Consider the following 23870-nt stretch of genomic DNA (forward strand, 5'->3'; position numbering starts at 1 on the left):
AAGAAATGGATATGCAAAATGTTATTTACGCGGTTGCGGTACTCTTTATCATGGGTATCGTATTCGCGATCCTGCTCGGCGTTGCCGCTAAGGTCTTCGCCGTAGAGGTTGATGAGCGCATCCCGCTGGTACGCGAGTGCCTGCCGGGCGCAAACTGCGGCGGCTGCGGCTTCCCGGGCTGTGACGGCCTGGCTGCTGCGATCGTCGAGGGCCGCGCTCCGGTCAACGGCTGCCCTGTAGGCGGCGCCGCTGCGGCGGAAAAGATCGCAAAGGTACTCGGCGTCGAGGTTGCTGAGGGCGAGCGCAATGTCGCTCACGTCAAGTGCAACGGCGGCTGCAACGCAGTCGACAAGGCTGTATACGAGGGCCTTCAGGACTGCAACGCTGCAATGCGTGTTGCAGGCGGCCCGAAGGCCTGCGCATTCGGCTGCATGGGCCTCGGCTCCTGCGTCAAGGCGTGTGCGTTCGACGCAATTCACATCGTTGACGGCGTAGCAAAGGTCGACGTCGACAAGTGTGTTGCCTGCGGCAAGTGCGTTTCCACCTGCCCGAAGAAGATCATCGACCTCATCCCGGTCTCCAAGAAGGTTCACGTAAACTGCGTGAACAAGGACAAGGGCCCGGCTGTCATGAAGGTCTGCTCGAACGGCTGCATCGGCTGCCGCATGTGCGAAAAGACCTGCAAGTTCGACGCCATCCACGTTGTCGACGGCGTAGCCAAGATCGACTACGACAAGTGCAAGAACTGCAAGATGTGCACCAAGGCCTGCCCGAAGGGCTGCATCGAGCCGGTTCCGACCGCTGAGGAAGTCAAGAAGTTCAAGGAAATGCAGGCAAAGCAGGCTGCTGCCGCCAAGGCTAAGGCTGAGGCTGCAAAGGCTGCTGAGACTGCCGCTCCGGCGTCCGAGGACAAGTAATGGATTATCTTCATCCCAAGCTGGATGATGCCGCTATCGCCCGCATGTCGAGCCTCGCGCTCGCCCATGTGGGCGATGCCGTTTATGAGATACTGGTTCGCACCCATCTCGCCTGCGGCGGCACGCAGACAGCAAAAAATCTGCACAGTCAGACGATAACGCTCGTGCGCGCCTCCGCGCAGGCGAAGGCCATCGAGCACATCCTCCCGGACCTCACCGAGGAGGAGGAGACCGTCTACCGTCACGGCCGCAACGCCAAGCCCAAGACCGTGCCCAAGTCGGCAACGGTCGCGGAGTACGCCCATGCGACCGCGCTCGAGGCGCTGTTCGGCTGGCTGTATCTCAAGCAGAGATACGACCGCATCAATGAGCTGTTCGGCAGGATCGCCGAGACGTTCTGAACGCAAAAAATCCCTCCGAAGAGCGGTTCTCCGGAGGGATTTTGCTTTGCATATGAGATTATTCGTCGGCCTCGCGCTCGCGCGCCTCTTCCTTGCGGAGCTTCTGCTCGTTGGCGTAGACGCGGCTCTGCAGGCGGCAAAGCTCCTGTGCGAGCGGGTCGGGGAGGTTGATCTGATCGAGCGTGTACGCAGGGGAGGGGCCGATGCGCTGACCGGCGATCTTGACGACGCGCGCCTTGATGCCGACGACGGTGGAGTCGGGCGGGACCTCCTGCAAAACGACGGCGTTCGCGCCGATGCGGCTGTTGTCGCCGACGGTAAACGGACCGAGTACCTTCGCGCCCGTCGAGATCAGCACATTGTTGCCGATGGTCGGGTGGCGCTTGCCGGTGTCCTTGCCGGTGCCGCCGAGGGTGACGCCGTGGTAGATGGTGCAGTCGTCGCCGATCTCGGCGGTCTCGCCGATGACGATGCCCATGCCGTGGTCGATGAACAGGCGCTTGCCGATCTTCGCGCCGGGATGGATCTCGATACCGGTCATATGCCGCGCAAACTGCGAAAGCGCACGCGCGAGGAAAAAGTGCTTGTGTTGATAGAGCCAGTGTGCCTGGCGGTGGTAAAACAGAGCATGGAAGCCCTGATAGAGGAGGACGACCTCGAGCGTGGTGCGCGCCGCAGGGTCGCGGTCGCGGATAGAGCGAGCGTCGTCGAGCAGGCCCTTGAAGATCATAATACAGACATCCATTCGTTGGAAATTAAGCGAACCAGCCGTTTCGCTGAAAACACTATGTAATACATTATAGACGTATTCGCGTAAAAATTCAAACACTACGTTGAACTTTGCGAAAAAAGTGGTATAATGTAAGAAGATTACGCTGAATGAGGTAAGAAAACTATGAAAATTACTGTCATGGGTCTTGGCTATATCGGCCTGCCGACCGCGATCACCCTCGCTGAAGCCGGTTTTGAGGTCTGCGGCTTCGACGTCAACAAGAAAACCATCGAAACCCTTCAGGGCGGCCACATCCACATTGTCGAGCCGGGCCTGCAGGAGGCGTTTGAAAAGGCAGTCGCTCACGGCCATCTGCACTTCTCCGACACGCTCGGAAAGTCGGATGTGTTCTATATTTCCGTTCCGACCCCGTTCTACAAGGACGAGACCGGCAGCCACAGGGCGGATCTGAAGTTCGTCGAGTCCGCCGGCCGCATGGCAGGCAAGGTGCTCGAGGCGCCGAACCTCGTCATCCTCGAGTCCACCGTTCCGCCGCACACCTCTGAAATGCTCGCGCGCGTGCTGAGCGAGGAGTCCGGCATCCCGATGGAGAAGATCCATGTTGCGCACTGCCCCGAGCGCGTCATCCCGGGCAATATGATGTACGAGCTGAAGAACAACGACCGCATCGTCGGCGCGCGCACGCCCGAGGCGGCTGAGATGGCGGCTTCCATCTACGAAAAGGTCCTCGACAAGGGCGTCGTACACAAGACCGACGACCTGACCGCCGAGATGTGCAAGCTGACCGAGAATACCTTCCGCGACGTCAACATCGCTTACGCGAACGAGCTGTCCGTCATCTGCGACAAGATGGGCATCGACGTATTCGAGCTCATCAAGCTCGCCAACTGCCATCCGCGCGTCAATATCCTGACCCCGGGCGTCGGCGTCGGCGGACACTGCATCGCGGTCGACCCGTGGTTCATCTACGAGCAGTTCCCGGCGGAGGCCAAGGTCATCCTCGCTGCCCGCGAGCGCAACGAGAACAAGCCGGTCTTTGTTGCCGGCAAGGTCGTTTCCGAGATGAAGAAGGTCACGGATACGGTCGGCGTGCTCGGCCTGTCCTACAAGCCGGACGTTGACGATCTGCGCGAGTCCCCGTCCATCGAGCTCTGCCACGTTCTTCAGGAGAAGGGTGTCAACGTTATCGCTTGCGAGCCGTTCGCCAAGGACGCTGAGGTACAGGGTATCCCGAACGTTTCCTTCGAGGAGATCCTCAAGAAGGCGGACTACCTTGTGATTACTCTGGGTCATACTCTGTTCAAAGATAACAAGAAGTTGATCGCTGAAAAGCCGTACTACGACTGCGTCGGCCTGATGGAGTAAGAACGCAAAAAAAAGACTCCCCTGTTTGCATGTTGTCATCGCAGACAGGGGATTTCTGCGTTTATGCCGCGTCCGTCCCTCTGGACTTCTCTACACAAATATGGTAAGATATGCAGCAATCGAGCAAAGGTGCTTTACAGGGGTGCCTTTGCTCTTTTGTTTTATCAGGGGGAGGGAATGATATGCGCAGACCGGTCTGTGCAGGGCGTGTGCGTCCGTGCGCTGGCTATGAGCGGAGACACACTGTTCCGTTTCTTCGAGCAGTTCGAAAAGCTGCTGTGAGCGTGCGGAGACGGGGGGCAATGGTCAGGCTCATGCCTGCCGCTGCCCGGTCTGATAATATTCCTTCATGAAATCCAGAAAACGTCTCGTCTGCTCCGACATGCGGCGCGCGGACGGATACACGATGTAAAGTCTGCGCAGAAAGGCCGACTGCCCCAGCGGGAACAGCAGCAGTCTGCCCGACTGCGCATCGTTCTGCACGGTCGCGCGCGACAGGATGGAAACGCCCATGCCGAGCGTGATGCAGCGGATGAGCGAGGCCGCGTCATCCATGACGGCGATGACGTTCAGTTCGTCGAGCGACAACCCCATGTTCCGCAGAAAGTACAGCGTTTCCTGCTTGGTGCCCGAGTTGTCCTCGCGCAGCAGAAACGGCTCGCGCAGCAGCGCCCGCAGCGGCTCCTTCTGCTGCTGATATTCCCGGAAATGCGGCGTATTCGGTGCCGCGAGGACCAGCTCGTCCGATGTCACCGGCAGAAATCCGCAGCCGGGCGCGGCGGTTTTCGTGTCGGCAAGACCGATGTCGCAGCCGCCCTCGGAGACCCTGCGTATCACGTCCAGACTGTCCGAGCAGCTCGTGCGGAAGCGCACCTCGGGCGCCTGCGCATGATACGCCGCGAGCAGCTCGGGCAGAAGATGCAGCGACGGCACCGAGGACACGCCGATGTGCAGCGTAGCCTCCTGCTGACTGGTCAGCTCCAGAATCGCCTTGTGCCGCAGGTCGAGGATTTCCGCCGCGTAGCTGTACAGTCTGCGCCCGGCCGGCGTCATGGACAGCGCCTTGGTCGTCCGCTGTAAGAGCTGCGTGTGCAGCTCCTTTTCCAGATTGCAGATGTGCGAGCTGACCGTAGGCTGGGAAAGATACAGCTTTTGCGCCGCGAGCGAAAAGCTCTGATATTTTGCCGTGTATACAAAGGCCTCCAGCTGCCGAATATCCATTTGCCGCGCGTCCCTTCCGTTTCGTTTTCTCTATTATAGGCTGATTTATAGATTTTTTCAATAAGATACAATAAAATATCAATAGAATGAATTTCACATCAAAATCCAGCTGTGTTATACTTTTATCAGATATAAAAGCACAGTAAAGGGAGAAAAACATGAAATTTCTTGACAAGACATGGAAGCTCGCACTGTCCGGCGCGGTGGCCGGTCTGCTGGTCGCGCTGCTGGCGATCTACGGCAACCCGGCGAACATGGCCATCTGCGTGGCCTGCTTCATCCGCGACAGCGCCGGCGCGCTCAAGCTGCACACGGCCGCGCCCGTACAGTATTTCCGGCCGGAGATCGTCGGCTTTGTCTGCGGCTCGTTCCTGCTCGCCCTGCTGACGAAGGAATACAAGTCCACCGCCGGTTCTTCGCCGATGGTGCGCTTTATCCTCGGCGCCGCGATGATGATCGGCGCGCTCGTATTCCTCGGCTGTCCGCTCCGCATGGTGCTGCGCATGTCCGCGGGCGATCTGAACGCATGGGTCGCGCTCATCGGCTTTGCGGGCGGCGTTGCGACCGGCTCGTTCTTCCTCAAGAAGGGCTTCTCTCTCGGCCGCGCCTATGAGGCGAAGCCGCTGAGCGGCGCAGCCCTGCCTGTCCTGCTCGCCGCTCTGCTCGTCATCGGCACGGCGACCGGCGTTTACGCCATGAGCACCGAGGGCCCCGGCAGCAAGCACGCGCCCGTTATCCTTTCGCTGATCGCGGCGCTCATCATCGGCGCGCTCGCGCAGAAGAGCCGCATGTGCTTCGCAGGAAGCATCCGCGACGTCATCCTCATGAAAAACTTTGACCTGCTTAGCATCATTGCGGCGCTGTTTGCGGTCATGGCGGTCTACAATCTCGCCGCCGGTAATTTTCACCTCGGCTTCTCCGTTCAGCCGATCGCGCATTCTCAGCACCTCTGGAATATTCTCGGCATGTACGTTGTCGGCTTTGCGGCTGTTCTGGCTGGCGGCTGTCCGCTGCGCCAGCTTATTCTGGCCGGTCAGGGCTCGTCCGACAGCGCCGTGACCTTCCTCGGCATGCTGCTCGGCGCGGCGGCTGCGCATAACTTCGGTCTGGCCGGCGCGGCGGCAAAGGCTGCGACCGAAACCGAGGCGGCGGTTCCCGGCGGCCCGTCGGCGGCAGGCAAGATCGCCGTCATCGTCTGCATCGTCGTACTGTTCGTCATCGCAGGAACCAATCTGCGCCGAAAAAAAGCGGCTCGATAAGCCGAAAAAGGAGAAAATGCAATGGAAAACTTTGTTGAAGTAGATGTGCGCGGCCTTTCCTGTCCGGAGCCGGTGCTGCTGACGATGGATGCCATGCAGGACAATCCCGGCAGGGCTGTCCGCGTTCTCGGCGACGAGGCGCACACGCGTAGGAACATCGAAAAGATGCTCGACTACGAAAAAAAGAGCTTTGCAACGACCGTTCGCCCGGACGGCTGCTTCGAGATCACGTTTCAGGCGTGAAGCGGACGAGAAAAGCGTACCGGGTGCTCACGTTCCATACCACGGATGCGGCGATGGAGATGGAGGCGTTCTGCCGGGACAGCGGCATCCCCGGCAGGCTGACTCCTGTGCCGCGGCAGCTGTCGGCAGGCTGCGGCATCGCGTGGCGCATGGAGGCGGCGGTATTCGCGCAGTATCGCGCAGATATTGAGCGCAGCAAAATCGAGATCGAGCAGAGCGTCGAGCTTGCTCTCTGAGATATTCCAAAATGATAATAAAATAAAAGGAGGCTTCCCCAAGCGGGGAAGCCTCTCAGTCTGTCTATAAAGTCCGTTTTCACACAGGAAACACAAGCCGCGCGGTAGCGCGCATGAAAAAGCGTTTGCGTAGCAAACGCACGAGCCCGTAGGCCTCTATCCTCAAAAATATTTAATGAGAGCAACCGGGGGCGTGTACCTCGGTTTTCGTACTCTAAGAGGGAGAAAGTTTCCGCATGGGAACTTTCGGACGTCCGTGTTTTGCGAAGTCAAAACACAGATTGTCGGAAAAACGAAGTTTTTCGACAGTCTAAGGATTCCCGAAACGGGGAGCCTCTTTTGTGTTTTCTCAGAAAAATGAGTGTATCATGAGAGCTGCCGGAAAATCAGCCGGACAATTCCCGTATCTCCTCCTGAATGAGCTTTCCGGCGGCAGCGGCAAGCTGATCCATCCGCTGAATGCGGACGAGATCGTGCCCGTAGATCGTTCGTGCATCGGGGACGCTGACGTTCTCGCCCATAAAGACAGCGGCGACCCGTATGCCGCGCTGCCGCAGCGCCCGCACCTCCTCCGCCGTGTCCGCAACGCCTGCCGCGCCGTCATAGCTGCGGCTGAGGGGGCTTTGACCGGTGGGGAGGATGCGGCGGCTGTCGTCCGGACTGGCATCGGTCAGCAGGATGAGCAGATGCCGATCTGCCGGGGCGGTATCCATCAGCTTTCCCGCCATGCGCAGCGCCAGTCCGTCCCGGTTCCAGCCGGCGGCAAAGTAATTGAAAATTTTTCTTTCTGCGTTTTTTTCGCTGAAATCCTTGAGGATTCGCGCGACCGTAAAGCCGCGCAGACTGCAAAAGCTGCTGACGCGGACGGGAATGCCGCAGGCGGCCAGGCTTCTGGCCAGAATATAGCCTTGTGCAGCGATGGTCTCCTGACAGTGCAGGCGCGAGGCCGAGCCGTCGAGCAGCAGATCGACGGTAAAACCGGGATTGCTCTCCTCCTCGCTGCGGAGGAATACCCTTCCGTCGTTCAGCACCGGCAGCCGCCAGATGCGGCGGACGTCCGCGTGACCCTGCCGGGCGGATACGGCGTCCGGCTGCTGCTGCACCTGCATGCAGTTGCGGATATGCCCGGTCAGATGCAGGATGGCGCTTTGATACAGGTCATTGTTTTTGAGGAAATCCGCGCGGTTCCGCTCGGCCTGCTCTGCCGTTTGATCGAAAAGGTGCTGCACATCGGCACGCATGGTTTTGCCGGGCGCCGGCTCGCCCCGGGTAAACCAGAGATGGCAGCCGAGATGGTTGCCGGTGCAGGTCTGCTGCTCGATGAGCGCGAGCTCTTTTGGGGGATACAGACTGCGGCCGAAGCAGCCTTCCACATAATCCCGGTCTTCGTCCTCCTGCTCATTGGAGCGCAGCTGTGCGCGCAGGGCGTTGGACGCGCGAACCATGCCGTTTCCGCCTGCCGCCGCCGAGCGGTCAATGGCCAGATCGTCGGTGCGGACCATCTCGGTCGTGAACAGACGGGTCAGCAGCGGAACCCACCGTTCCCCGAAATGCAGAGAGAACGGCTTTTTTGCATGGGCATCGCCGTCAAAGTGCAGGTATTTCCGAAAGGCCTCGCGGATCGCGTCCGCAAGTTCCTCGCCGCTCAGCGTGCCGGGGCAGGCAAGCGCCGCCGACAGGCCTTTTTCCCACGGGGTCAGCACGGGCGGCTTCTGGCCCAGAACGGATTTCCACCGCGCGGACTGGACGGCGTACACAAGCTGGTTTTTCGCCATCCATTCCTGCCGGGAAAGCCGGTATTCCGAGGCGAAAAAAGCAGAGGCATGCGCGCGCCGCAGCCCATCCAGTGCGGGACGCCCGGGCAGCTCTTTTTCGTATACAGCGTTTTCGAGCGCGAGCCACGCCAGATCGTCGTACATGGTCTGACGGGCGTCGCCGGCCCACGAGGCGAACAGCTTTTTCGGCATATCGTCCCCGAACCACTTGTGCACGAGGCCGATGATGCAGTTCATGTAGAGATCAGGCTGGCCGTCCGAACGCATCGCCAGAAACTGTGGTTCGAATCTGTAGTCGCCGCAGACGGTCCAGACCTGATTGATGGCGCGCCTCTGGCAGGCGCTGTAAGCAGAAATTTTCATATCAGTCGGAAAACAGGCGGCCTCGGTCGAGCTTTTCCGGGATTCTGGCGGCGATGACGTCCCGGATGAGCCCCTGCTCGTAGCTGTCGAAGGCCTTGTTCGTAATGCCCATATCGAGTGCGGCTCCGGCGCGGAGACCCTTCCGGATGAGCCGCAGCGCGTCCAGCATGCCGCGGAGGTCGAGCGCCTTGGAGGAGATCTCGGCGTTCTCGCACTTTTTCTGAAGATCGAGGAACAGCTGCACGAACTGCTCGCGGTATTTCTTTTCCAGAGTGGGGAATTCCTCGGTCAGGAGCCGCTCCAGATTGCCGCCGTCGATGGCGGGCACCTGAATGACGGCGAAACGGCTGGTCAGCGCCTCGTTCAGCTCCCGGGTCCCGGCGTAGCCGTAGTTCATCGTGCCGATGAACCGTGCGGCCGGATGCACCTCCACCCGGTCATAGCCCGGCACATCGATCGACCGGCGGAAATCCAGCGCGGCGTGCAGAACCGCCAGCGCCTCGTTTTTCGCCATGTTGATCTCGTCCAGAACGCCGAAGCCGCCATAGCGCGCGCAGAGATAGATTGGGCCGGGATGGAAGGTCACCTGTCCGTTTTCAAAGGTATCCATGCCGATGAGACCTGCCGCGTCCATATTCACATGGAAGGACACATCCCAGCCGGGGCGCGCAAAGACCTGCGCCAGATTTTCCGCGAGCACATTTTTGCCCGTGGCCTTGCTGCCGGCGAGCAGCAGATTTTCTCCGCACAGAATGGCGGCGACAGCGGCCTCCCAGACCTCTTTTCCGTAATAGTGATACCGCGGTCTTGGCACGCGGTTCAGCAGCTCCGGCGGCGTGGGATAGGTTTTTCGATATTCTTCAATGCCGTCCCGAAGCTCTTTGCTGATCTGCTCCTGCTCTAAAAAATCCAACAAAATCGTGTGCTTCCTTTCTGCCGGGTGCGCAGCGAACACGCGCCTTTTTTCTGTCCTCATCATAGCATGCTGCATCCCGGAAATCAACAGCGCAGAGGACGATTTCAACGGCCCTGTCCGGGCAGCCTGCTGCTCATCAACCTGCTGCCGGTTGCCGGTATGTTCATGGATGTCACTCCGCCCTTCGGGGCGGTTTCCCGCCTGTAAATTTAAAATTCCGCCATAAAACTGTGGCTTTTATCATTTTTCACCAAAACGAACAAAAACACGGCATGAATTTCATTATTTTCAACGCAATATTCCTTGTGGCGCGGCACGGGAAATATGGTATAATATACAATATAAATAATGAATTATTATGCACTTTCGGGAGGTGTAACTATGGATAAGAACATGAATAAGGACGATTTTATGAACGATCTGTACGATTACCTCTGGATGCCGGAGGATGAGCAGGGAGCGCTGTACCTGCATCAGAATATTCTGTTTGGCCGCGCGGCTGACGAGGAGAAAATTGCCTGCGCAACTCTTCCGTATCTGTTCCGGCTCGGCATCACGCCGCAGATGCGCGGTTATGAGATCTTGTGCCGCGCCGTTATCCTGTACCTCCTTGACGGCATTCAGAATTCGACTCACCTTGCCTTGCTCATGACGATTGCCGTCGAGCGCGGCACCTCGCTTGCTTCTGTGGAGCGCGCCTGCGCCGCTGCGGTCAGATATGCGTGGAACGAAGGGTATATGTCCGCAGACGATGAGTGTCCCGATGCCATCACGTTCCGCGAAATGCCGACGTTGACACAGTTTATCGACCGTCTTGCAGCGGCTGTCCGGAGCAAGCTCGGCGACGAAATCAAGCTCTAAACGGGCAGTACATCAGGTATTGCGGCGAAAACTGCGCTTTTATCAGCAGGTAAAATTCGTCCGCTGCTCGCGCCTGCCCTATACTTCAGCATCGTTTTAATTTCGCAGCTGCTTTTCGGCAGCTGCTTTTTTGCGCAGAAAAGCTCCTGCTCCCGATTTGATTCGGATGCAGGAGCTTTTCGAAAGACGGCGTTTTCCCCATTTTTCGGCGTTTAAAGACCGATTGCCGCGCCGTATACGAGCCGGATCATATCCGCAAACGCGGTGATGCAGCCCTTGTTTGTCGGCTTGCGGCGGAATGTTAGAAGCGCCGTGCACGGGTCGCCCTTTATGCCGCGCAGGCCGCCGTTGTTCCATGCCGTCGCAATCGCATGGCGAATCGCGCGCTCCACCGCACTGACCGTCGTACCATGCTCCAAAGCAATCCGCGGGTAAATCGTTTTGGTGATCTCCCGCATCTCCGACGGATTGAGTAAAAACTCGACCACCGCACTGCGCAGATAGCAGTATCCTGTAACATGCGGCGGAATACCAAGCTGGTAAAGATAAGGCGTCAAGCGAAATTCAATCTCCCGCGCGAGAGCGGAGTGTTCTTTTTCGACAGATCCCGCTTTTTCCACAACAACTTCATCATTCATCATCAACATCATAACCACGACCTCCGATAAACAATTCTCTTGAATATGGTATGCAGAAAGGAAATTTCCTTCTTTGATTCCCATTATATCATGCGAAAAAACAGGAAAAAAGAAGAAAAATTCGATGAGTTATCCATAATCTTACTGCTGCGTCGAAAATCGAGACGCTGAACAGCAGGTTGCACAAACGGACGCGGAAAACCCCTCTTTTCGCGCTAAGATTCCGTTAACCGAAAGAATTCAAGGCCGTCTGTGAATGCGACACAGGAAGCCCCAGCCGCCCCCCGGATGAACGGCCGCTTAACCTGTTTTTCACACTGCGTGTCAATATTGTGCGAGAATGCTTCAAATTGCTGTAAAAAACGTCGAATGGCACGCTGTACGGTTTGAACTGCGCTCTTCTATGAAATTTTATATAAAATGAACAAATTCGACATGAAACGACAGAAACGGCATCACCGGACTGAATAAAAAGCCCCGGCCCTGTGTCGCCTTGACAAAGCCGGAGCGTATGCTATAATATAGACAAAGGGACGCTGTTACCGCAGTCAGACCCATTTTAAGTCAAATTTTTTTAGTCATTGACCGTTTGGGTACCAGCCGAGCGGTCAATGCGCTTTTATACAGAAAATGTACAGCAAGATGACTGCACACACTACAAGCCGAAAAGCCTTTTTCTGCACACGCGCCACCTCCTTCCTGCCACGAACCGTGGGAAAGGGAAAGAGGGTCTGACCGCTAAAAGTAACAGCGTCCGTCAGTATTATATCATGTGCAGTCGAAATCTGTCAACGAGCCGCCCTTCGGGGCGGTTTTTTGCTGCTTTCAGCCGAATTTTTGTTTCACAGTGCGCCTGTCGAGACGCTTCATGACCATCCTGCGGCTTCACGATACGCAGGCCTCGCCCGTAAAACGGATGATCTGACAAACCCGCCGCAGCCATCTTTTTCACCGGAAAAATTTATGTTATAATGGTGTCAGCTACTAAAGGAAAGGCGGGATATCGTTGCGCACAAGACCAATCCTTGCGGCAGCGGCGCTGCTGCTGGCGGCCGGACTTGCCGCTGTGACACATGGGGTTGTATCGCAGGCAGACGAGCCGCTCCGCATCGGCACGACGTACATGACGATGAACAACCCGTTTTACAGCGTCATCGATGAAGAACTGCGGCTGGTGATCGAAAGCCGCGGCGATATTCTGCTGACGCGCGATCCGGCACTCGATCAGGAGCGGCAGAACGAAGAAATCCGGGATCTGCTGCATGAAGATATCGACCTGCTGGTGCTTAATCCGGTGGATTACCGCGAGATCGAGCCTGCACTCCGCGAGGTGCAGAAGGCGGGCGTGCCGGTCGTGGTCATCGACTCGCAGGTCAGCAATCCGGATTTGGTCGCGTGCACGATCGCGTCCGACAACTATGGCGCGGGTGTGCTCTGCGCGGAGCACTTGATGAATACGTGCGATTCCGCGAAGGTCGTGCTGATCGAGCACGCTTCCACCAAGTCCGGCATGGACCGCATACAGGGCTTCTGCGACACGCTGGCGTCGCATCCGGATTTTCAGATCATCGGCCGGGCGGACAGTGCCGGTCAGCTTGAGGTCGCCATGCCGCAGATGGACCGGCTGCTCGAGCAGGGCATCGTGCCGGACGCGGTGATGTGCCTCAACGACCCGAGTGCGCTCGGCGCGATGGCGGCGCTGCAGGAGCATGGTCTGCTGGAAAAAACGACGGTCTACGGCGTGGACGGTGCGCCCGAGGCGAAAAGCATGATCAGTGAGGGCGCTATGACGGCTACGGCGGCCCAGTCGCCGATTCGGCTGGGACAGATCACCGCACAGACGGTGTACGCGATTCTGAACGGCGAGGACTACGAAAAAGAGATTACGGTTCCGGTCGAGCTGGTAACGAAGGACAACGTAAACGGATACGACATGGACGGCTGGCAGTAGGAGGGGACGGTATGGCACAGAGTTTGCAGTTTTTCCGCCGCATCATGCTGCTGCTGAACGTGACCGTGGGCGCATTCCTTGTGTGGGTGTTCGGCATGACGCCGGTACTGGCGGCGCGGCAGGCGGACGGCGTGGCGTTCGCACAGAATTTGAGCGCGCTGCCGGCCAAACCGTGGACGCTGGCCATCGCCGTGCTCGGCATGGCGGCGCTTATTCTGGCCGGTGTGCTGCGCCGGCGCGGACAGGGTTTCATCGGATGGATCGAGCCTCTGTTTGCATTATGTGTGATCTTTGCGCTGCATCTGGCCTACAACGGCCTGCTGCTTTATGTGGTCGTGGATCTGATCGACGGCCTGCACGGCAGAACGCGCCGCAGATTTCTCGGCGCGATGACTGCGCTGTTCCTGCTGACCGGACTGGGTGCATTGCAGGGCGCGCTACACGTGGTGCCCTTCTCGGAATATCTGCTGTATTTTGACATGCACACGCGGCAGCTTTTGCAGAGCGTGGTGGATCTGCTGGGTGCGCTGCACCTTATCCTGTTTGTGGTGTATATGGTGGTGCTCATCGGGCAGCGGACCGAGGAAAACTCCGCGATACGCCGCCTGAACGGCGAACTCGAGCAGGCGAACGACCGGCTCTCTGTCATGAATGAGCAGCTGAAAGCCTACGCCGCCGAGAGCGAACGCATGGCGGAAACGCGCGAGCGCAACCGTCTGGCACGGGAAATCCATGACACGCTCGGTCATGCGCTGACCGGCATCACCGCCGGTGCAGATGCCTGCATACAGATGCTTGAGATCTCGCCCGAGATGGCGAAAAAGCAGATGGAACGCATCGCGTCCACCGCGCGCGAGGGCATGAACGAGGTTCGGCGTTCGGTGCGGGCACTGCGGCCGGACGCGCTCGAGCGCATGCAGCTGACTGACGCTGTCGCGAAGCTGTGCGCCGAAATGCAGACGACCTCGCAGGCGGAGATCACGCTCGATTTGCAGACCGAGGATCTGCGCCTGTCGCCGGACGAGGAGGACGCGGTATACCGCATCGTGCAGGAGAGCATCACGAACGCCATCCGGCACGGACACGCGACGGCGGTGCGCGTGCGTATCGCGGCGGAGGAGCGCCGCCTCGGCATTACGGTAACCGACAACGGCTGCGGCTGCGCGAAGATCGAGCCGGGCTTTGGTCTGCGGCATATGCGTGAGCGGCTGCGGCTGCTGAATGGTACATTAAAGGTAAAGAGCGAAAAAGGATTTGAACTGCACGCGGAAATTCCGCTGCGATGGGGTGATGTATATGATTAAAGTGCTGCTTGCGGACGATCAGGAGCTGATCCGGGAAAGTCTGGGCTTTGTTCTGGGGGCGCAGGGCGATATTACGGTAGTCGGCATGGCGAAAAACGGCCGCGAGGCCATCGAGCTGGTGCGGAGCGAAAAGCCGGATGTCGTGCTGATGGACATCCGCATGCCCGAGGTAGACGGCGTGGAATGCACGCGCCTTATCAAGTCGGCGCACCCGAATATCAAGGTCATCGTGCTGACGACGTTCGACGATGACGAGTATGTGTTCAATGCCCTGCGGTTCGGCGCGTCGGGCTATCTCCTCAAGGGCGTTTCGGTGGCTGATCTGACAAATGCGGTGCGCGAGGTCGTGCGCGGCGGCTCGATCATCGCGCCCGATGTGGCGAGCAAGGCTTTAGAGATGTTCGCGCGCATGGCGAAGGGCAACCTTACCATCGGCGTAGACGAAAAGCAGACCGAGGAGCTGCAGGACAACGAATGGCGCATCATCCGCGAGGTCGGCGCAGGCCTGTCGAATAAGGAGATCGCGGCGGCGCTCTGTCTGTCCGAAGGCACGGTGCGCAACTATCTGAGCAGCATTCTCAGCAAGCTCGACCTGCGAGACCGCACGCAGCTCGCCATCTGGGCGGTGCAGACCGGCGTAGCCGGGCGGCCGTTCGGAGGTCCGCTGTGAAGGGGCTTGCAAAGCGCCTGACGGCGGCCGTGCTGCTGACGGCGGTGAGCCTGACGGCGACGATGTACAGCCGCGCGCGTCCGGTCGAGCTGCGGCTCGGCTTTATGGCGGGCAGCTACTGGGACGCGCCGAACGGGAACTGCTATGCCGTCATTGACGCGGCTGTCGAGCGGTTCGAGCGGGAGCACCCGAACGTGCATGTCACCTACACGAGCGGTATCCTCAAACGGGATTACTCGGAATGGCTCATCGACCAGTATCTGCTCGGCAGTGAACCGGATGTATTTCTCGTGCTGCCGGAGGATTTCGGAACGCTGTGCGAGCTCGGTGCACTGGCGCCGCTGGACGGCTGTCTCGCGCAGGATAAAGAGGTCTCCGACACGGATTTCTATCCCGCCGCGCTGCAAAGCGGTGCGGAGAACGGCGTGCAGTATGCGCTGCCATATGAGTGCGTGCCGACACTGATGTGCATCAACAAGAGCCTGCTCGAGAACGAGGGCATTACCGTGCCGTCCGGCGACTGGACGTGGGAGGATTTTTACAATATCTGCGCCAGGGTTACGCGCGACACGGACGGTGACGGCGAAATCGATCAGTTCGGCTGCTGCGGCTACACGTGGCAGGATGCGCTGACAGCAAACGGTGCATCGCTGTTCACCGAGGACGGCGGCAGCTGCCTGATCTCCGAGCCGAAGGCGGTGCAGGCGGTCGCATTTGCGCAGCGGCTTGGCAAGCTCACGGCGGAGACCGTGCCCTCGGCACGGGACTTTGATGAGGGAAAAGTGGCGTTCCGGCCGTTCCTGTTCTCGGATTACCGGACCTATCAGCCGTATCCGTGGCGCATCAAGCGCTATTCGGATTTTTCGTGGGACTGCATTCCCATGCCGCACGGCCCGGCAGGCGGCAACAGCTCGGAGCTGAGCACCGTGCTCGCAGGCATCAGCAGCCGTTCGGCGAACATGACGCTCGCATGGCAGTTTTTGCGCGAGCTGACCGCCAATGCGGACAATCAGTCCATGCTGTTCACGGACTCGCACAGCGTGTCCGCGCTGCGGAGCGTGACCGACTCGGACGAAACCCGCCGGATCCTGCGGCAGGACACGCCCGGCGAGAGCCGGAACGGCGTGGAAATGCTGTCGGACGTGATGGAGCAGGCGGTAGCGGCACCGCGCTTCCGCAATTATGATCAGGCGCTGCTGCTGACCGAAGGACTGGTGCAGAACGCGATGGAGGACGAGCATAATCTGTCTTTGCAGCTCCAGCGCGTCCAGCACGAAGTGCAGGAATATTTACAGGAATAATACGCGAATTTACAGGCGCCTGGCGCTCTGTTTGTGTGATATGCACAGACGGGGCGCTTTTTCTTTGCGTATTTTGATAGCCGGCATGACATTTGTCATATAAAAACAGGACGATTATCACAAGTGAGTCATGACAAAATGCAGATTTCATACAGGATAAAATCCGGTATACTATGCTCAACAAACAGGAAAGAGGGAACGGAAAATGAGATACCTGATTTTAGTCAGCCACGGGACCTTTGCTCCGGGTCTGCACAACACGCTCGGCATGATGGCAGGCAGCGACCGCGAGGACATCCGCTCGACCAGCCTGCTCGACGGCATGGATGTAGACACGTTCCGCGCAAACTTTGCAGAACTTGTCAAGGACATCACCGCTGAGGACGAGATCATTCTCACGGCGGACATCATCGGCGGCTCGCCGCTGACCACCGCACTCGATGTGCTCACCGAAAAGGGTCTGCTGGGCAAAACGCTTGCCATCGGCGGCATGAACCTGCCGCTCGTGCTGACCGCCGCATTCGCGGATGCGGATACGCCGCTCGATGAACTCGAGGCTGAGCTTACCGGCGAGGCAAAGGATCAGATCAAGCGTTTTGCCCTCGGCGGTGACGAGGACGACGATATTTGAGTATAAGGAGGAAAAAATTATGTCTATCTCTTTCATTCGCGTTGACGACCGCATGATCCATGGTCAGACCTGCACGCGCTGGGCGCTCGAGTATCCCTGCGACGGCCTCATCGCCGTAAACGACAAGGCGGCAACTACGCCGGTGCTCAAGGCGGCGTACAAGAACGCAAGCGACAAGAAAACCTTCGTGTGGACGCTCGATGAGTGGCGTGCCAAGTGCGGCAAGGTGCTTGCCAGCAAGGACCGCTACTTCCTCATCACCAAGGACCCGATCACGATGAAGAGCATCCTCGTGGATGATGGCTTTGACCCCGGTGAGGTCAAGACGGTCATCATCGGACCCTGCAACGACCGTCCGGGCGCGACCAAGCTGGGCAACAATCAGGCGATCACTCAGCCGGAGGCAGACGCACTCGAGGCCATCATGCAGAAGGGCTATGAGGTCGAGTTCGCGCTCATCAAGGAGGCCGCTATCGGCAACTGGAAGAAGTTCCGCGGTCAGTTCGGCTACTAAGCTCCGTTTCACAGAATAAAAAGAAAAGAGGGAGAACTTATGCAAGTTCAAGTCTGGCAGGCAGCATTGTTCGGATTACTCGCATGTCTCGCATCCATGCCCGGCCTCGGCGGTACGGTGCTCGGCAACTACACACTGGGACGTCCGCTGGTAGCGGGTCTGATCGTCGGTCTCATCATGGGTGACGTACAGACGGGTATTTATCTCGGCGCGGCCATTCAGGTCGTTTACATCGCGCTCGTAACGCCGGGCGGCACGGTTTCCGCTGACGTTCGTGCTATTTCTTATATCGGCATTCCGCTTTCCATGGTTGCCGTGCATTCCATGGGTCTGAACCCGGCGTCGCCGGAAGGTCAGGCGATGGCCGTAACACTCGGCTCGGCCGTCGGCACCATCGGCACCGTGCTGTTCTATGGCACGGCAACGGTAAACCTCGTTTGGCAGCACATGGGCTGGCGCGCACTGGAAAAGGGTGACCTGCGCAAGCTGTATGTGGTCGATATGGGCCTGCCGTGGATTTCTCACATCCTGTGCTCTTTTATCCCGACCTTCATCATCACCAAGGTCGGCACCAGCATGGTAGACCTGATGAAGGCTTATCTGCCGATGGACGGCGTGGCGATGAAAACACTGTTCACCGTCGGCTCGCTGCTCCCGGCAGTCGGTATCGCCATCCTGCTCAAGCAGGTTGCGACCAAGCCGGTCGACATTCTGGTATTCGTATTCGGCTTCACGCTGGCCGCGTGCATGGGCCTCAACCTGATCGCGGCGTCGATCGTCGGCGGTTTCTTCGCGGTCATCAACTACCGCATCAAGATCCTTGCTTTGCAGAAGGCCGCTCCCGCAGCTGCATCTGCTGCCGCAGCGGAATTTGATGACGATGAGGAGGAGATCTGACATGGCAGAAAAGAAACTTTCCAAGAAAGCGCTGAACAAATCGTTCCGCAACTGGTTTTACGGCCACCTGACCTGCTTCTCGCAGGAGCATATGCAGACGTTCGGCTACCTGTGCGCCATGCTGCCGCTGGTAGAGGAGCTGTACGACACTCGTGAGGAGCAGACCGAAGCCCTCAAGACCTACTCTGCCTTTTTCAATACCGAGCCGCAGCTCGGCACCGTCATCGTCGGCATGACCGCCGGCCTGGAAGAGGCCAAGGCAAACGGCGAGGACATCGACGGCGAGATGATCAACGGCATCCGCGCCGGTCTGATGGGCCCGGTCGCCGGTATCGGTGACAGCCTGCTCGTCGGCACGCTCATCCCGATTTTGCTGGGCGTTGCGCTCGGCATGTCCTCGGGCGGCTCGCCGCTCGGCGCGATCTTCTACATCATTGCGTACAACGTTATCCTGACCCTCGGCATGCGCCTGCTGTACTTCAAGGGCTATGAGCTCGGCGGCAAGGCGGTTGAGATGATCGTCGGTGAAAAGGCGAACGCCATCCGCGAGAGCATCATCATGCTCGGCACGGTCGTGATCGGTGCGGTTGCCGCAAGCTGGATCTCGATTACGACACCGCTCGTCCTGCCCGGTGATATTTCGCTTCAGAAGGATGTACTGGATACCATATTCCCCAAGATCCTGCCGCTGGGAACCGTTATGCTCTGCTACTGGCTGATGAGCAAGAAGAAAATGGCGCCGACGACCGTCATGCTCGTGCTGGTCGGCATTGCGCTGGTCGGCGTGCTGATTGGATTCTTTGATCCGCAGCTCGCATACTAATTCAGATTCACTCAGACTATATCACACTTTCACTTCTCTGGCCGTCGAGCATTTGCTCGGCGGCCGCCGTACAGGAAAGGAGTTTTCCCTATGATGAACAAAACCGCACTGCTGCACGAGGCCAAACAGCAGCAGCAGGCCCTGCGGCAGCTTTCCCACTGGAAGCGAATCGCCATGCTGCTCTCCTCCTGCGCGGCGGTGCTGGCCTGGTGGGGCATCGCGGGCAGCGGACTGCGCTTCGCGGGCGGCGTATGCGGCGTGGTTATCGCGCTGGTGTGCGCGGTCTGCGCGGCTGTGATCGGACGGGGCATCCGCAACGGAAACCGCAATGTCGCCAACATTCTGTCGGCGGCAGAGCAGGCGTAAAAGGAAGAAATGCGATGAATCAACAACAATATCGGCTGCTGTGCATGGATATTGACGGCACGCTGCTGAATTCCGCGCACGAGCTGCCGCCCGGCAGCCGCGAGGCTGTGCGGTCTGCGGCGAAGAACGGCGTGACCATCTGTCTGATGAGCGCACGGCCGCCGCAGGCGGTGTTCCCGATTCGTGATGCGCTCGGCGTGGACGGACCGCTGGCGTGCTGCGGCGGAGGGCTTATCCTGCAAGGAGAAAACCGCCTGGCAGACAGCCGCCTGACCTGTGCGTGCACTCAGACCGTTCTGCGGGAAACACAGGCGCGAGGCATCCACCTGAGCGTTTACCGCGACCTCGACTGGCTTATCGCCGCCGAGGACGAGTGGAGCCGCGCAGAGGCGCAGATAACCGGCGTACAGCCGATGGTCGCGCCGCTGGAGACGCTGTTTACCGACTGGGGCGACGCAGGCGCGCACAAACTGCTCTGCATGGGCGAAAAGAACAAAATCGATGAACTCATTCCGGTACTGGAGGCAAAGCACCTGCCGATGACGCTTGTGCGCTCCAAGGACGAATATCTGGAGGTCATACCGGCAGGCGCGGGCAAGGACACCGCCATGCACGTGCTGTGCGAAGCGCTGGGCCTCACACCGAACGAGGTGATGGCGCTCGGCGATCACGACATTGACGCGCCGCTGCTCCGCGCTGCCGGACTGGGCATTGCGATGGGAAACGCGTCACCGATCGCGCGGGCGGCGGCTGACGAGCTGACCGACTCGTGCGACGCGGACGGCGCGGCACACGCCATTTACCGCCACATCAGGGAGGTGCAGTCATGAAATACCGTTTACTCGCGCTCGACCTTGACGGCACGCTGCTGAATTCGCAGAAGGAGATCACGCCGGAGGTCAGAAAAGCGCTCGCGTGGGCAAAGGAGCGCGGTGTGTATGTCGTTCTCTCGACCGGACGCATTGTCGGCGAAGCGGCGGAGTTTGCCCGTGAGCTGCCCTGCGAGGATTTGATGGTTACGGCGGGCGGCACGGCGATCGCCACTGCATCGGATGAGCGCATTCTGCAAAGCTGGGACATGCCGTGCGAAATCGGCGCAAAGGCGGTCGAGGCGGTGCAGAGCCGGCCGGTGCGCGTGATGATCTACGTCGGCAGTAAAATTTACATCAACGAATATTCCAACCGCGATTTTGTCGCAAACTACCGCGTGGAGGGCTTTCACGCGAACAAAATCGTCGTGGAGGATATTGCCGGTGAGATTCGGAGAAACCATCTGAACGTCACAAAGGTGTACGCCATCGGCGAACGAGCGGTGCTCGAGCAGGCGCTCGCGGAGATTCGGCCGCTGCCGGGTATCACGATCACAAGCTCCGGCTCGGACAATTTTGAGCTTCTGCCCGTCGGTGCGGACAAGGGCCGCGCGCTGACTCGGCTGGGCGAGATGCTCGGCGTGACGCCCGCTGAAATGGCCGCCATCGGCGACAGCGACAACGACGCGGAAATGCTCCGCGCGGTCGGCATGCCGGTCGCGATGGGCAACGCAGACGCGGCGCTCAAGAATCTGGCAAAATACATCACCGCAGACTGTGACCACGACGGCGTGGCACAGGCAATCTATCACATATTCGAATAAAAACAGAGAAGGAGGAGGGCGCATGCCGTTTATGACGATTCCGGAAGCCGCGATCCTGTGGCATATTTCGGTCAGTGAGCTGCGCGAGCTCTGTGAGAACCATATGATTTTGGGCGCTGTGCGCGTGCATCAGCGCTGGTTTATCCCGGAAACGGCGGCCTGCCCCTCGGCGCAGCATCCGCTTTCCTGAACCCTGACGCACCGCCTGAACAGGAGGTCTTTCCATGGCACAAACCGATCTGCACATCCACAGCAGCCTGACCGCAGGCGGCGAGCTTTCGCCGCGCGCACTGGCCGAACGCTGCTGTGAAGCGCGGCTGACACTGGCCGCACTGACCGACCGGCGTGCCGTCAGCGGTGTGCCGGAATGTATCTGGCGCGGCGCACAGCTCGGTGTGCGCATCGTGCCCGGTGTGGAGCTGGACTGCCGCTGGAGGGAACAGGATTTTCTCGTGCTCGGCTATTGTCTCGACATCACCCATCCGGCGCTGCTGGAGATGGAACGGAATGCCCGGGAAAATCCGGTGCAGCCCCCGTTTACGGCCGAGCAGGCACTCGGCCTGATCCGCATGGCAGGCGGGCTGGCCGTGCTCGTGCCGCCGAATGAGATGGACGACACCTTCCCGGTGGCGGCATTCGACGGCATAGCAGCCTATGGCAGTCACGCCCGAGCGGACACTGCGCGGTATCTCTCACTGGCACGCAGATACGGTCTGCTCGTCACCGGCGGCAGCGGCTTTCTCAGCGAAAACAGGCCGCCGCACCGGCCGGGCGCCGTGGACTTTTACGGACAGGAACAGCGGATTTCGGCGGATTTTCTTGCCGCAGCAACCCATTTGAACAAAGAGAAAAGGAGTTTTCATCATGACAGCATTTGAGTACACCATTACGGATTCCATCGGCATTCACGCACGTCCGGCAGGCATGCTGGCGAAGGAAGCCGCGAAGTTTAAGAGCAAGGTTTTCCTGCACTTTGGCGATAAAAAAGCGGATGCACGCCGCCTGATCGCCATCATGGGCATGGGCATCAAACACGGCAATACCGTCCGCGTGGAAGTGGAAGGCGAGGATGAAGCGGAGGCTGCGGCGCAGATCGAGGCATTTTTCAAGGCAAACCTGTAAGGAGTGAGCGAGATGGAGCAGATTTTCGGCAAAGGCGTATCAAAGGGCGTAGCGGCGGGGCCGATCAGCTTTTACCGCCGCCCGAGCGGCGAAATTCCGCGTCGTTCGGTGACGGATACCGCGGCGAAGCTCGCGCGTTTTCATGATGCCTGTGAGACCGCGAAGGAGCAGCTCGGCGCACTGCATGATAAGGCGCTCGCTGAGGCAGGCGAGGATGCGGCCATGCTGTTCGAGGCCCACCAGATGATGCTGGACGATCTGGATTTTGTCGAGAGCATTGAGGGGCTCATCGAAAACGACCGCCTGAATGCGGAGGCCGCCGTCAGCGACACCGGCGCGCAGTTCGCGGAGATGTTCGCCGCGATGGACGACAGCTACATGCAGGCGCGTGCGGCGGATATTCGGGATATTTCGACGCGCGTGGTCGGCATTCTGACCGGCGAGGGCGAGAGCGGCATCGTGTCCGACGTGCCGTGCATCGTGGCAGCGGACGACCTTGCGCCGAGCGAGACCGTGCAGCTGGACAAGTCGCTTATCCTCGGCTTTATCACGGCGGGCGGCTCGGCGAACTCGCACACCGCGATCCTGGCGCGCACGATGGGCATTCCGGCGATCATCGGCGCGGGCGACGCATTGCAGGCCGAAATGGAGGGCAAATACGCTATCATCGACGGACAGACCGGCGAGACGGTCATCGAGCCGGACGACGCCGAGCGCGAGCGCCTGCTCAAAAAGCAGGCTAAGGAGAAGGCACTGAAAGAACTGCTCGATCAGCTCAAGGGCAAGCCGAATGAGACCAGAGACGGCCGGAATGTGATGGTTTACTGCAATATCGGCTCTCCGGCGGATATTGACGCGGTCCTGCAGAACGACGGCGGCGGCATCGGTCTGTTCCGCTCGGAATTTCTCTATTTACAGGGCAGCGACTACCCGACCGAGGACGAGCAGTTCGAGGCATACAAGACGGTCGCGGAGCGCATGGGCGGCAGGCGCGTTATCATCCGAACGCTGGACATCGGCGCGGACAAGCAGGCCGACTATTTCCATCTCGACAAAGAGGAAAATCCTGCGATGGGTTTGCGTGCCATCCGCATCTGTCTGACCCGGCCCGAGGTGTTCCGCACGCAGCTGCGCGCGCTGTACCGCGCGTCGGCTTACGGCAAAATCGCGATCATGTTCCCGATGATTACGTCGGTCTGGGAGGTGCAGGAGATCAAGCGTATCTGCCGCAACATCCGTGCGGAACTCACGGAGGAAGGTGTACCGATGGCGGACAAGGTCGAGCTCGGCATTATGATCGAGACACCGGCCGCCGTCATGATGAGCGCAGAGCTGGCGCGTGAGGTGGACTTTTTCTCGGTCGGCACGAACGATCTGACGCAGTATACGCTGGCTGTCGACCGGCAGGGCGTGGGTCTCGACCGGTTTTTCGACGCGCACCATCCGGCGGTACTGCGTATGATCCGCATGGCGGCGGAGAACGCGCACAGGGCGGGAATCTGGATCGGCATCTGCGGCGAGCTTGGCGCGGATGCGGAGCTGACTGAGACTTTCCTGTCGATGGGCATCGATGAGCTGTCGGTTTCGCCGTCGGCGGTACTGCCGCTGCGGTCGGCCATCCGGTCGATCGACACGACAACGCTTGCTCCGCTGGAGCTGTAAAAAAGAATAAAAGCAGTGGTACTCTTCACGTTTGAAAAGGGTATCACTGCTTTCTTTTGTTTTCACCC

The 23870-nt window shown here is 59.2% G+C and carries 27 protein-coding genes; 22 read left to right on the forward strand and 5 right to left on the reverse strand.

What is annotated here, in order from left to right; translation table 11 throughout:
- Positions 1-11: 11 nt before the first annotated feature.
- Positions 12-917, forward strand: a complete 906-nt coding sequence (locus H8S02_RS06630; protein ID WP_407926397.1) for an RnfABCDGE type electron transport complex subunit B — start codon at positions 12-14, stop codon at positions 915-917.
- The gene (locus tag H8S02_RS06635; protein WP_118685759.1) at positions 917-1318 is read left to right on the forward strand and encodes a Mini-ribonuclease 3; all 402 of its coding nucleotides are present in this window, start codon (positions 917-919) and stop codon (positions 1316-1318) included. The genes H8S02_RS06630 and H8S02_RS06635 overlap by 1 nt, the downstream gene beginning before the upstream one ends.
- Before the next feature lie 58 nt (positions 1319-1376).
- On the opposite strand, the gene epsC is transcribed toward H8S02_RS06635, so the two are convergent.
- Complete coding sequence (epsC, locus tag H8S02_RS06640) at positions 1377-2045, reverse strand: serine O-acetyltransferase EpsC (RefSeq protein ID WP_186969977.1); 669 nt, start codon at positions 2043-2045, stop codon at positions 1377-1379.
- A gap of 168 nt (positions 2046-2213) precedes the next feature.
- On the opposite strand from epsC, the gene H8S02_RS06645 reads away from it, so the two are divergent.
- A complete protein-coding gene (locus H8S02_RS06645) occupies positions 2214-3416 on the forward strand; it encodes a nucleotide sugar dehydrogenase (protein ID WP_186969850.1) in 1203 nt (400 codons plus the stop codon).
- Between the two features lie 312 nt (positions 3417-3728).
- Here H8S02_RS06645 and H8S02_RS06650 read toward each other — a convergent pair whose 3' ends face one another.
- The gene (locus H8S02_RS06650) at positions 3729-4637 is read right to left on the reverse strand and encodes a selenium metabolism-associated LysR family transcriptional regulator (RefSeq protein WP_186969851.1); all 909 of its coding nucleotides are present in this window, start codon (positions 4635-4637) and stop codon (positions 3729-3731) included.
- A gap of 158 nt (positions 4638-4795) precedes the next feature.
- Between H8S02_RS06650 and yedE the strand changes: the two genes are divergently transcribed.
- The 3 genes from yedE to H8S02_RS06665 are packed head-to-tail and all read left to right on the forward strand — an operon-like array spanning position 4796 to position 6375.
- Entirely contained in the window at positions 4796-5896 is a 1101-nt protein-coding gene (gene yedE, locus H8S02_RS06655) for a YedE family putative selenium transporter (protein ID WP_186969852.1), read from the forward strand.
- Positions 5897-5917: 21 nt separating this feature from the next.
- A complete protein-coding gene (locus tag H8S02_RS06660) occupies positions 5918-6139 on the forward strand; it encodes a sulfurtransferase TusA family protein (RefSeq protein WP_186969853.1) in 222 nt (73 codons plus the stop codon).
- A complete protein-coding gene (locus tag H8S02_RS06665; protein WP_330601934.1) occupies positions 6136-6375 on the forward strand; it encodes a DUF3343 domain-containing protein in 240 nt (79 codons plus the stop codon). Before H8S02_RS06660 ends, H8S02_RS06665 begins: the two co-directional genes overlap by 4 nt.
- A 386-nt stretch (positions 6376-6761) precedes the next feature.
- On the opposite strand, the gene H8S02_RS06670 is transcribed toward H8S02_RS06665, so the two are convergent.
- Positions 6762-8513, reverse strand: coding sequence for a vWA domain-containing protein (locus H8S02_RS06670; RefSeq protein ID WP_186969854.1), 1752 nt, complete (start codon positions 8511-8513; stop codon positions 6762-6764).
- A gap of 1 nt (position 8514) precedes the next feature.
- The gene (locus H8S02_RS06675; RefSeq protein ID WP_456236874.1) at positions 8515-9429 is read right to left on the reverse strand and encodes an AAA family ATPase; all 915 of its coding nucleotides are present in this window, start codon (positions 9427-9429) and stop codon (positions 8515-8517) included.
- 381 nt (positions 9430-9810) lie between these two features.
- Here H8S02_RS06675 and H8S02_RS06680 point away from each other — a divergent pair, with 381 nt between their 5' ends.
- On the forward strand, positions 9811-10290 hold the full coding sequence (locus H8S02_RS06680; RefSeq protein WP_186969856.1) for a sporulation initiation factor Spo0A C-terminal domain-containing protein: 480 nt from the start codon (positions 9811-9813) through the stop codon (positions 10288-10290).
- Positions 10291-10502: 212 nt separating this feature from the next.
- Here H8S02_RS06680 and H8S02_RS06685 read toward each other — a convergent pair whose 3' ends face one another.
- Positions 10503-10940: a sporulation initiation factor Spo0A C-terminal domain-containing protein gene (locus H8S02_RS06685; RefSeq protein ID WP_186969857.1), complete on the reverse strand. Its 438-nt coding sequence runs from the start codon at positions 10938-10940 to the stop codon at positions 10503-10505.
- A 994-nt stretch (positions 10941-11934) separates the two neighbouring features.
- On the opposite strand from H8S02_RS06685, the gene H8S02_RS06690 reads away from it, so the two are divergent.
- The 15 genes from H8S02_RS06690 to ptsP all read left to right on the forward strand — a co-directional run bounded on the left by H8S02_RS06690 (position 11935) and on the right by ptsP (position 23802).
- Positions 11935-12879, forward strand: a complete 945-nt coding sequence (locus H8S02_RS06690) for a sugar ABC transporter substrate-binding protein (RefSeq protein WP_243166440.1) — start codon at positions 11935-11937, stop codon at positions 12877-12879.
- An 11-nt stretch (positions 12880-12890) separates the two neighbouring features.
- Positions 12891-14183 (forward strand): sensor histidine kinase, encoded by a 1293-nt coding sequence (locus H8S02_RS12550; RefSeq protein ID WP_243166441.1) that lies wholly within the window; start codon positions 12891-12893, stop codon positions 14181-14183.
- A complete protein-coding gene (locus tag H8S02_RS06700) occupies positions 14176-14853 on the forward strand; it encodes a response regulator transcription factor (RefSeq protein ID WP_186969980.1) in 678 nt (225 codons plus the stop codon). Before H8S02_RS12550 ends, H8S02_RS06700 begins: the two co-directional genes overlap by 8 nt.
- Positions 14850-16154: an ABC transporter substrate-binding protein gene (locus H8S02_RS06705; RefSeq protein ID WP_186969858.1), complete on the forward strand. Its 1305-nt coding sequence runs from the start codon at positions 14850-14852 to the stop codon at positions 16152-16154. The genes H8S02_RS06700 and H8S02_RS06705 overlap by 4 nt, the downstream gene beginning before the upstream one ends.
- A gap of 205 nt (positions 16155-16359) precedes the next feature.
- On the forward strand, positions 16360-16785 hold the full coding sequence (locus tag H8S02_RS06710; RefSeq protein ID WP_186969859.1) for a PTS sugar transporter subunit IIA: 426 nt from the start codon (positions 16360-16362) through the stop codon (positions 16783-16785).
- A gap of 19 nt (positions 16786-16804) precedes the next feature.
- Positions 16805-17299 carry a PTS system mannose/fructose/N-acetylgalactosamine-transporter subunit IIB gene (locus H8S02_RS06715; protein ID WP_117489526.1) on the forward strand — a complete coding sequence of 165 codons (495 nt, stop codon included), beginning with the start codon at positions 16805-16807 and terminating at the stop codon, positions 17297-17299.
- A 39-nt stretch (positions 17300-17338) separates the two neighbouring features.
- Positions 17339-18196, forward strand: a complete 858-nt coding sequence (locus tag H8S02_RS06720) for a PTS mannose/fructose/sorbose/N-acetylgalactosamine transporter subunit IIC (protein ID WP_186969860.1) — start codon at positions 17339-17341, stop codon at positions 18194-18196.
- A gap of 1 nt (position 18197) precedes the next feature.
- Positions 18198-19019 (forward strand): PTS system mannose/fructose/sorbose family transporter subunit IID, encoded by an 822-nt coding sequence (locus H8S02_RS06725; protein WP_118722616.1) that lies wholly within the window; start codon positions 18198-18200, stop codon positions 19017-19019.
- A gap of 90 nt (positions 19020-19109) precedes the next feature.
- Positions 19110-19385 (forward strand): hypothetical protein, encoded by a 276-nt coding sequence (locus H8S02_RS06730; protein ID WP_186969861.1) that lies wholly within the window; start codon positions 19110-19112, stop codon positions 19383-19385.
- A gap of 14 nt (positions 19386-19399) precedes the next feature.
- Complete coding sequence (locus H8S02_RS06735) at positions 19400-20215, forward strand: Cof-type HAD-IIB family hydrolase (RefSeq protein WP_186969862.1); 816 nt, start codon at positions 19400-19402, stop codon at positions 20213-20215.
- Positions 20212-21018, forward strand: coding sequence for a Cof-type HAD-IIB family hydrolase (locus H8S02_RS06740; RefSeq protein WP_186969863.1), 807 nt, complete (start codon positions 20212-20214; stop codon positions 21016-21018). Before H8S02_RS06735 ends, H8S02_RS06740 begins: the two co-directional genes overlap by 4 nt.
- 22 nt (positions 21019-21040) lie before the next feature.
- Complete coding sequence (locus H8S02_RS06745; RefSeq protein ID WP_186969864.1) at positions 21041-21208, forward strand: MerR family transcriptional regulator; 168 nt, start codon at positions 21041-21043, stop codon at positions 21206-21208.
- Positions 21209-21242: 34 nt separating this feature from the next.
- Positions 21243-21896: a PHP domain-containing protein gene (locus tag H8S02_RS06750; RefSeq protein WP_186969865.1), complete on the forward strand. Its 654-nt coding sequence runs from the start codon at positions 21243-21245 to the stop codon at positions 21894-21896.
- Positions 21883-22140 carry an HPr family phosphocarrier protein gene (locus tag H8S02_RS06755; protein WP_117489539.1) on the forward strand — a complete coding sequence of 86 codons (258 nt, stop codon included), beginning with the start codon at positions 21883-21885 and terminating at the stop codon, positions 22138-22140. The genes H8S02_RS06750 and H8S02_RS06755 overlap by 14 nt, the downstream gene beginning before the upstream one ends.
- A 12-nt stretch (positions 22141-22152) precedes the next feature.
- On the forward strand, positions 22153-23802 hold the full coding sequence (ptsP, locus tag H8S02_RS06760; protein WP_186969866.1) for a phosphoenolpyruvate--protein phosphotransferase: 1650 nt from the start codon (positions 22153-22155) through the stop codon (positions 23800-23802).
- The last annotated feature ends 68 nt before the right edge of the window (positions 23803-23870 follow it).

The organism is Agathobaculum hominis (assembly GCF_014288055.1).
GTDB classification, from domain to species: domain Bacteria; phylum Bacillota; class Clostridia; order Oscillospirales; family Butyricicoccaceae; genus Agathobaculum; species Agathobaculum hominis.

Bases quoted from the DNA above. Each gene is read 5' to 3' on its own strand.
- H8S02_RS06630 (WP_407926397.1), top strand. From the start codon at position 12: ATGCAAAATGTTATTTACGCGGTTGCGGTACTCTTTATCATGGGTATC.
- H8S02_RS06635 (WP_118685759.1), top strand. From the start codon at position 917: ATGGATTATCTTCATCCCAAGCTGGATGATGCCGCTATCGCCCGCATG.
- H8S02_RS06645 (WP_186969850.1), top strand. From the start codon at position 2,214: ATGAAAATTACTGTCATGGGTCTTGGCTATATCGGCCTGCCGACCGCG.
- H8S02_RS06650 (WP_186969851.1), bottom strand. From the start codon at position 4,637: ATGGATATTCGGCAGCTGGAGGCCTTTGTATACACGGCAAAATATCAG.
- yedE (WP_186969852.1), top strand. From the start codon at position 4,796: ATGAAATTTCTTGACAAGACATGGAAGCTCGCACTGTCCGGCGCGGTG.
- H8S02_RS06660 (WP_186969853.1), top strand. From the start codon at position 5,918: ATGGAAAACTTTGTTGAAGTAGATGTGCGCGGCCTTTCCTGTCCGGAG.
- H8S02_RS06670 (WP_186969854.1), bottom strand. From the start codon at position 8,513: ATGAAAATTTCTGCTTACAGCGCCTGCCAGAGGCGCGCCATCAATCAG.
- H8S02_RS06680 (WP_186969856.1), top strand. From the start codon at position 9,811: ATGGATAAGAACATGAATAAGGACGATTTTATGAACGATCTGTACGAT.
- H8S02_RS06685 (WP_186969857.1), bottom strand. From the start codon at position 10,940: ATGATGTTGATGATGAATGATGAAGTTGTTGTGGAAAAAGCGGGATCT.
- H8S02_RS12550 (WP_243166441.1), top strand. From the start codon at position 12,891: ATGGCACAGAGTTTGCAGTTTTTCCGCCGCATCATGCTGCTGCTGAAC.
- H8S02_RS06700 (WP_186969980.1), top strand. From the start codon at position 14,176: ATGATTAAAGTGCTGCTTGCGGACGATCAGGAGCTGATCCGGGAAAGT.
- H8S02_RS06710 (WP_186969859.1), top strand. From the start codon at position 16,360: ATGAGATACCTGATTTTAGTCAGCCACGGGACCTTTGCTCCGGGTCTG.
- H8S02_RS06715 (WP_117489526.1), top strand. From the start codon at position 16,805: ATGTCTATCTCTTTCATTCGCGTTGACGACCGCATGATCCATGGTCAG.
- H8S02_RS06720 (WP_186969860.1), top strand. From the start codon at position 17,339: ATGCAAGTTCAAGTCTGGCAGGCAGCATTGTTCGGATTACTCGCATGT.
- H8S02_RS06725 (WP_118722616.1), top strand. From the start codon at position 18,198: ATGGCAGAAAAGAAACTTTCCAAGAAAGCGCTGAACAAATCGTTCCGC.
- H8S02_RS06730 (WP_186969861.1), top strand. From the start codon at position 19,110: ATGATGAACAAAACCGCACTGCTGCACGAGGCCAAACAGCAGCAGCAG.
- H8S02_RS06735 (WP_186969862.1), top strand. From the start codon at position 19,400: ATGAATCAACAACAATATCGGCTGCTGTGCATGGATATTGACGGCACG.
- H8S02_RS06740 (WP_186969863.1), top strand. From the start codon at position 20,212: ATGAAATACCGTTTACTCGCGCTCGACCTTGACGGCACGCTGCTGAAT.
- H8S02_RS06745 (WP_186969864.1), top strand. From the start codon at position 21,041: ATGCCGTTTATGACGATTCCGGAAGCCGCGATCCTGTGGCATATTTCG.
- H8S02_RS06750 (WP_186969865.1), top strand. From the start codon at position 21,243: ATGGCACAAACCGATCTGCACATCCACAGCAGCCTGACCGCAGGCGGC.
- H8S02_RS06755 (WP_117489539.1), top strand. From the start codon at position 21,883: ATGACAGCATTTGAGTACACCATTACGGATTCCATCGGCATTCACGCA.
- ptsP (WP_186969866.1), top strand. From the start codon at position 22,153: ATGGAGCAGATTTTCGGCAAAGGCGTATCAAAGGGCGTAGCGGCGGGG.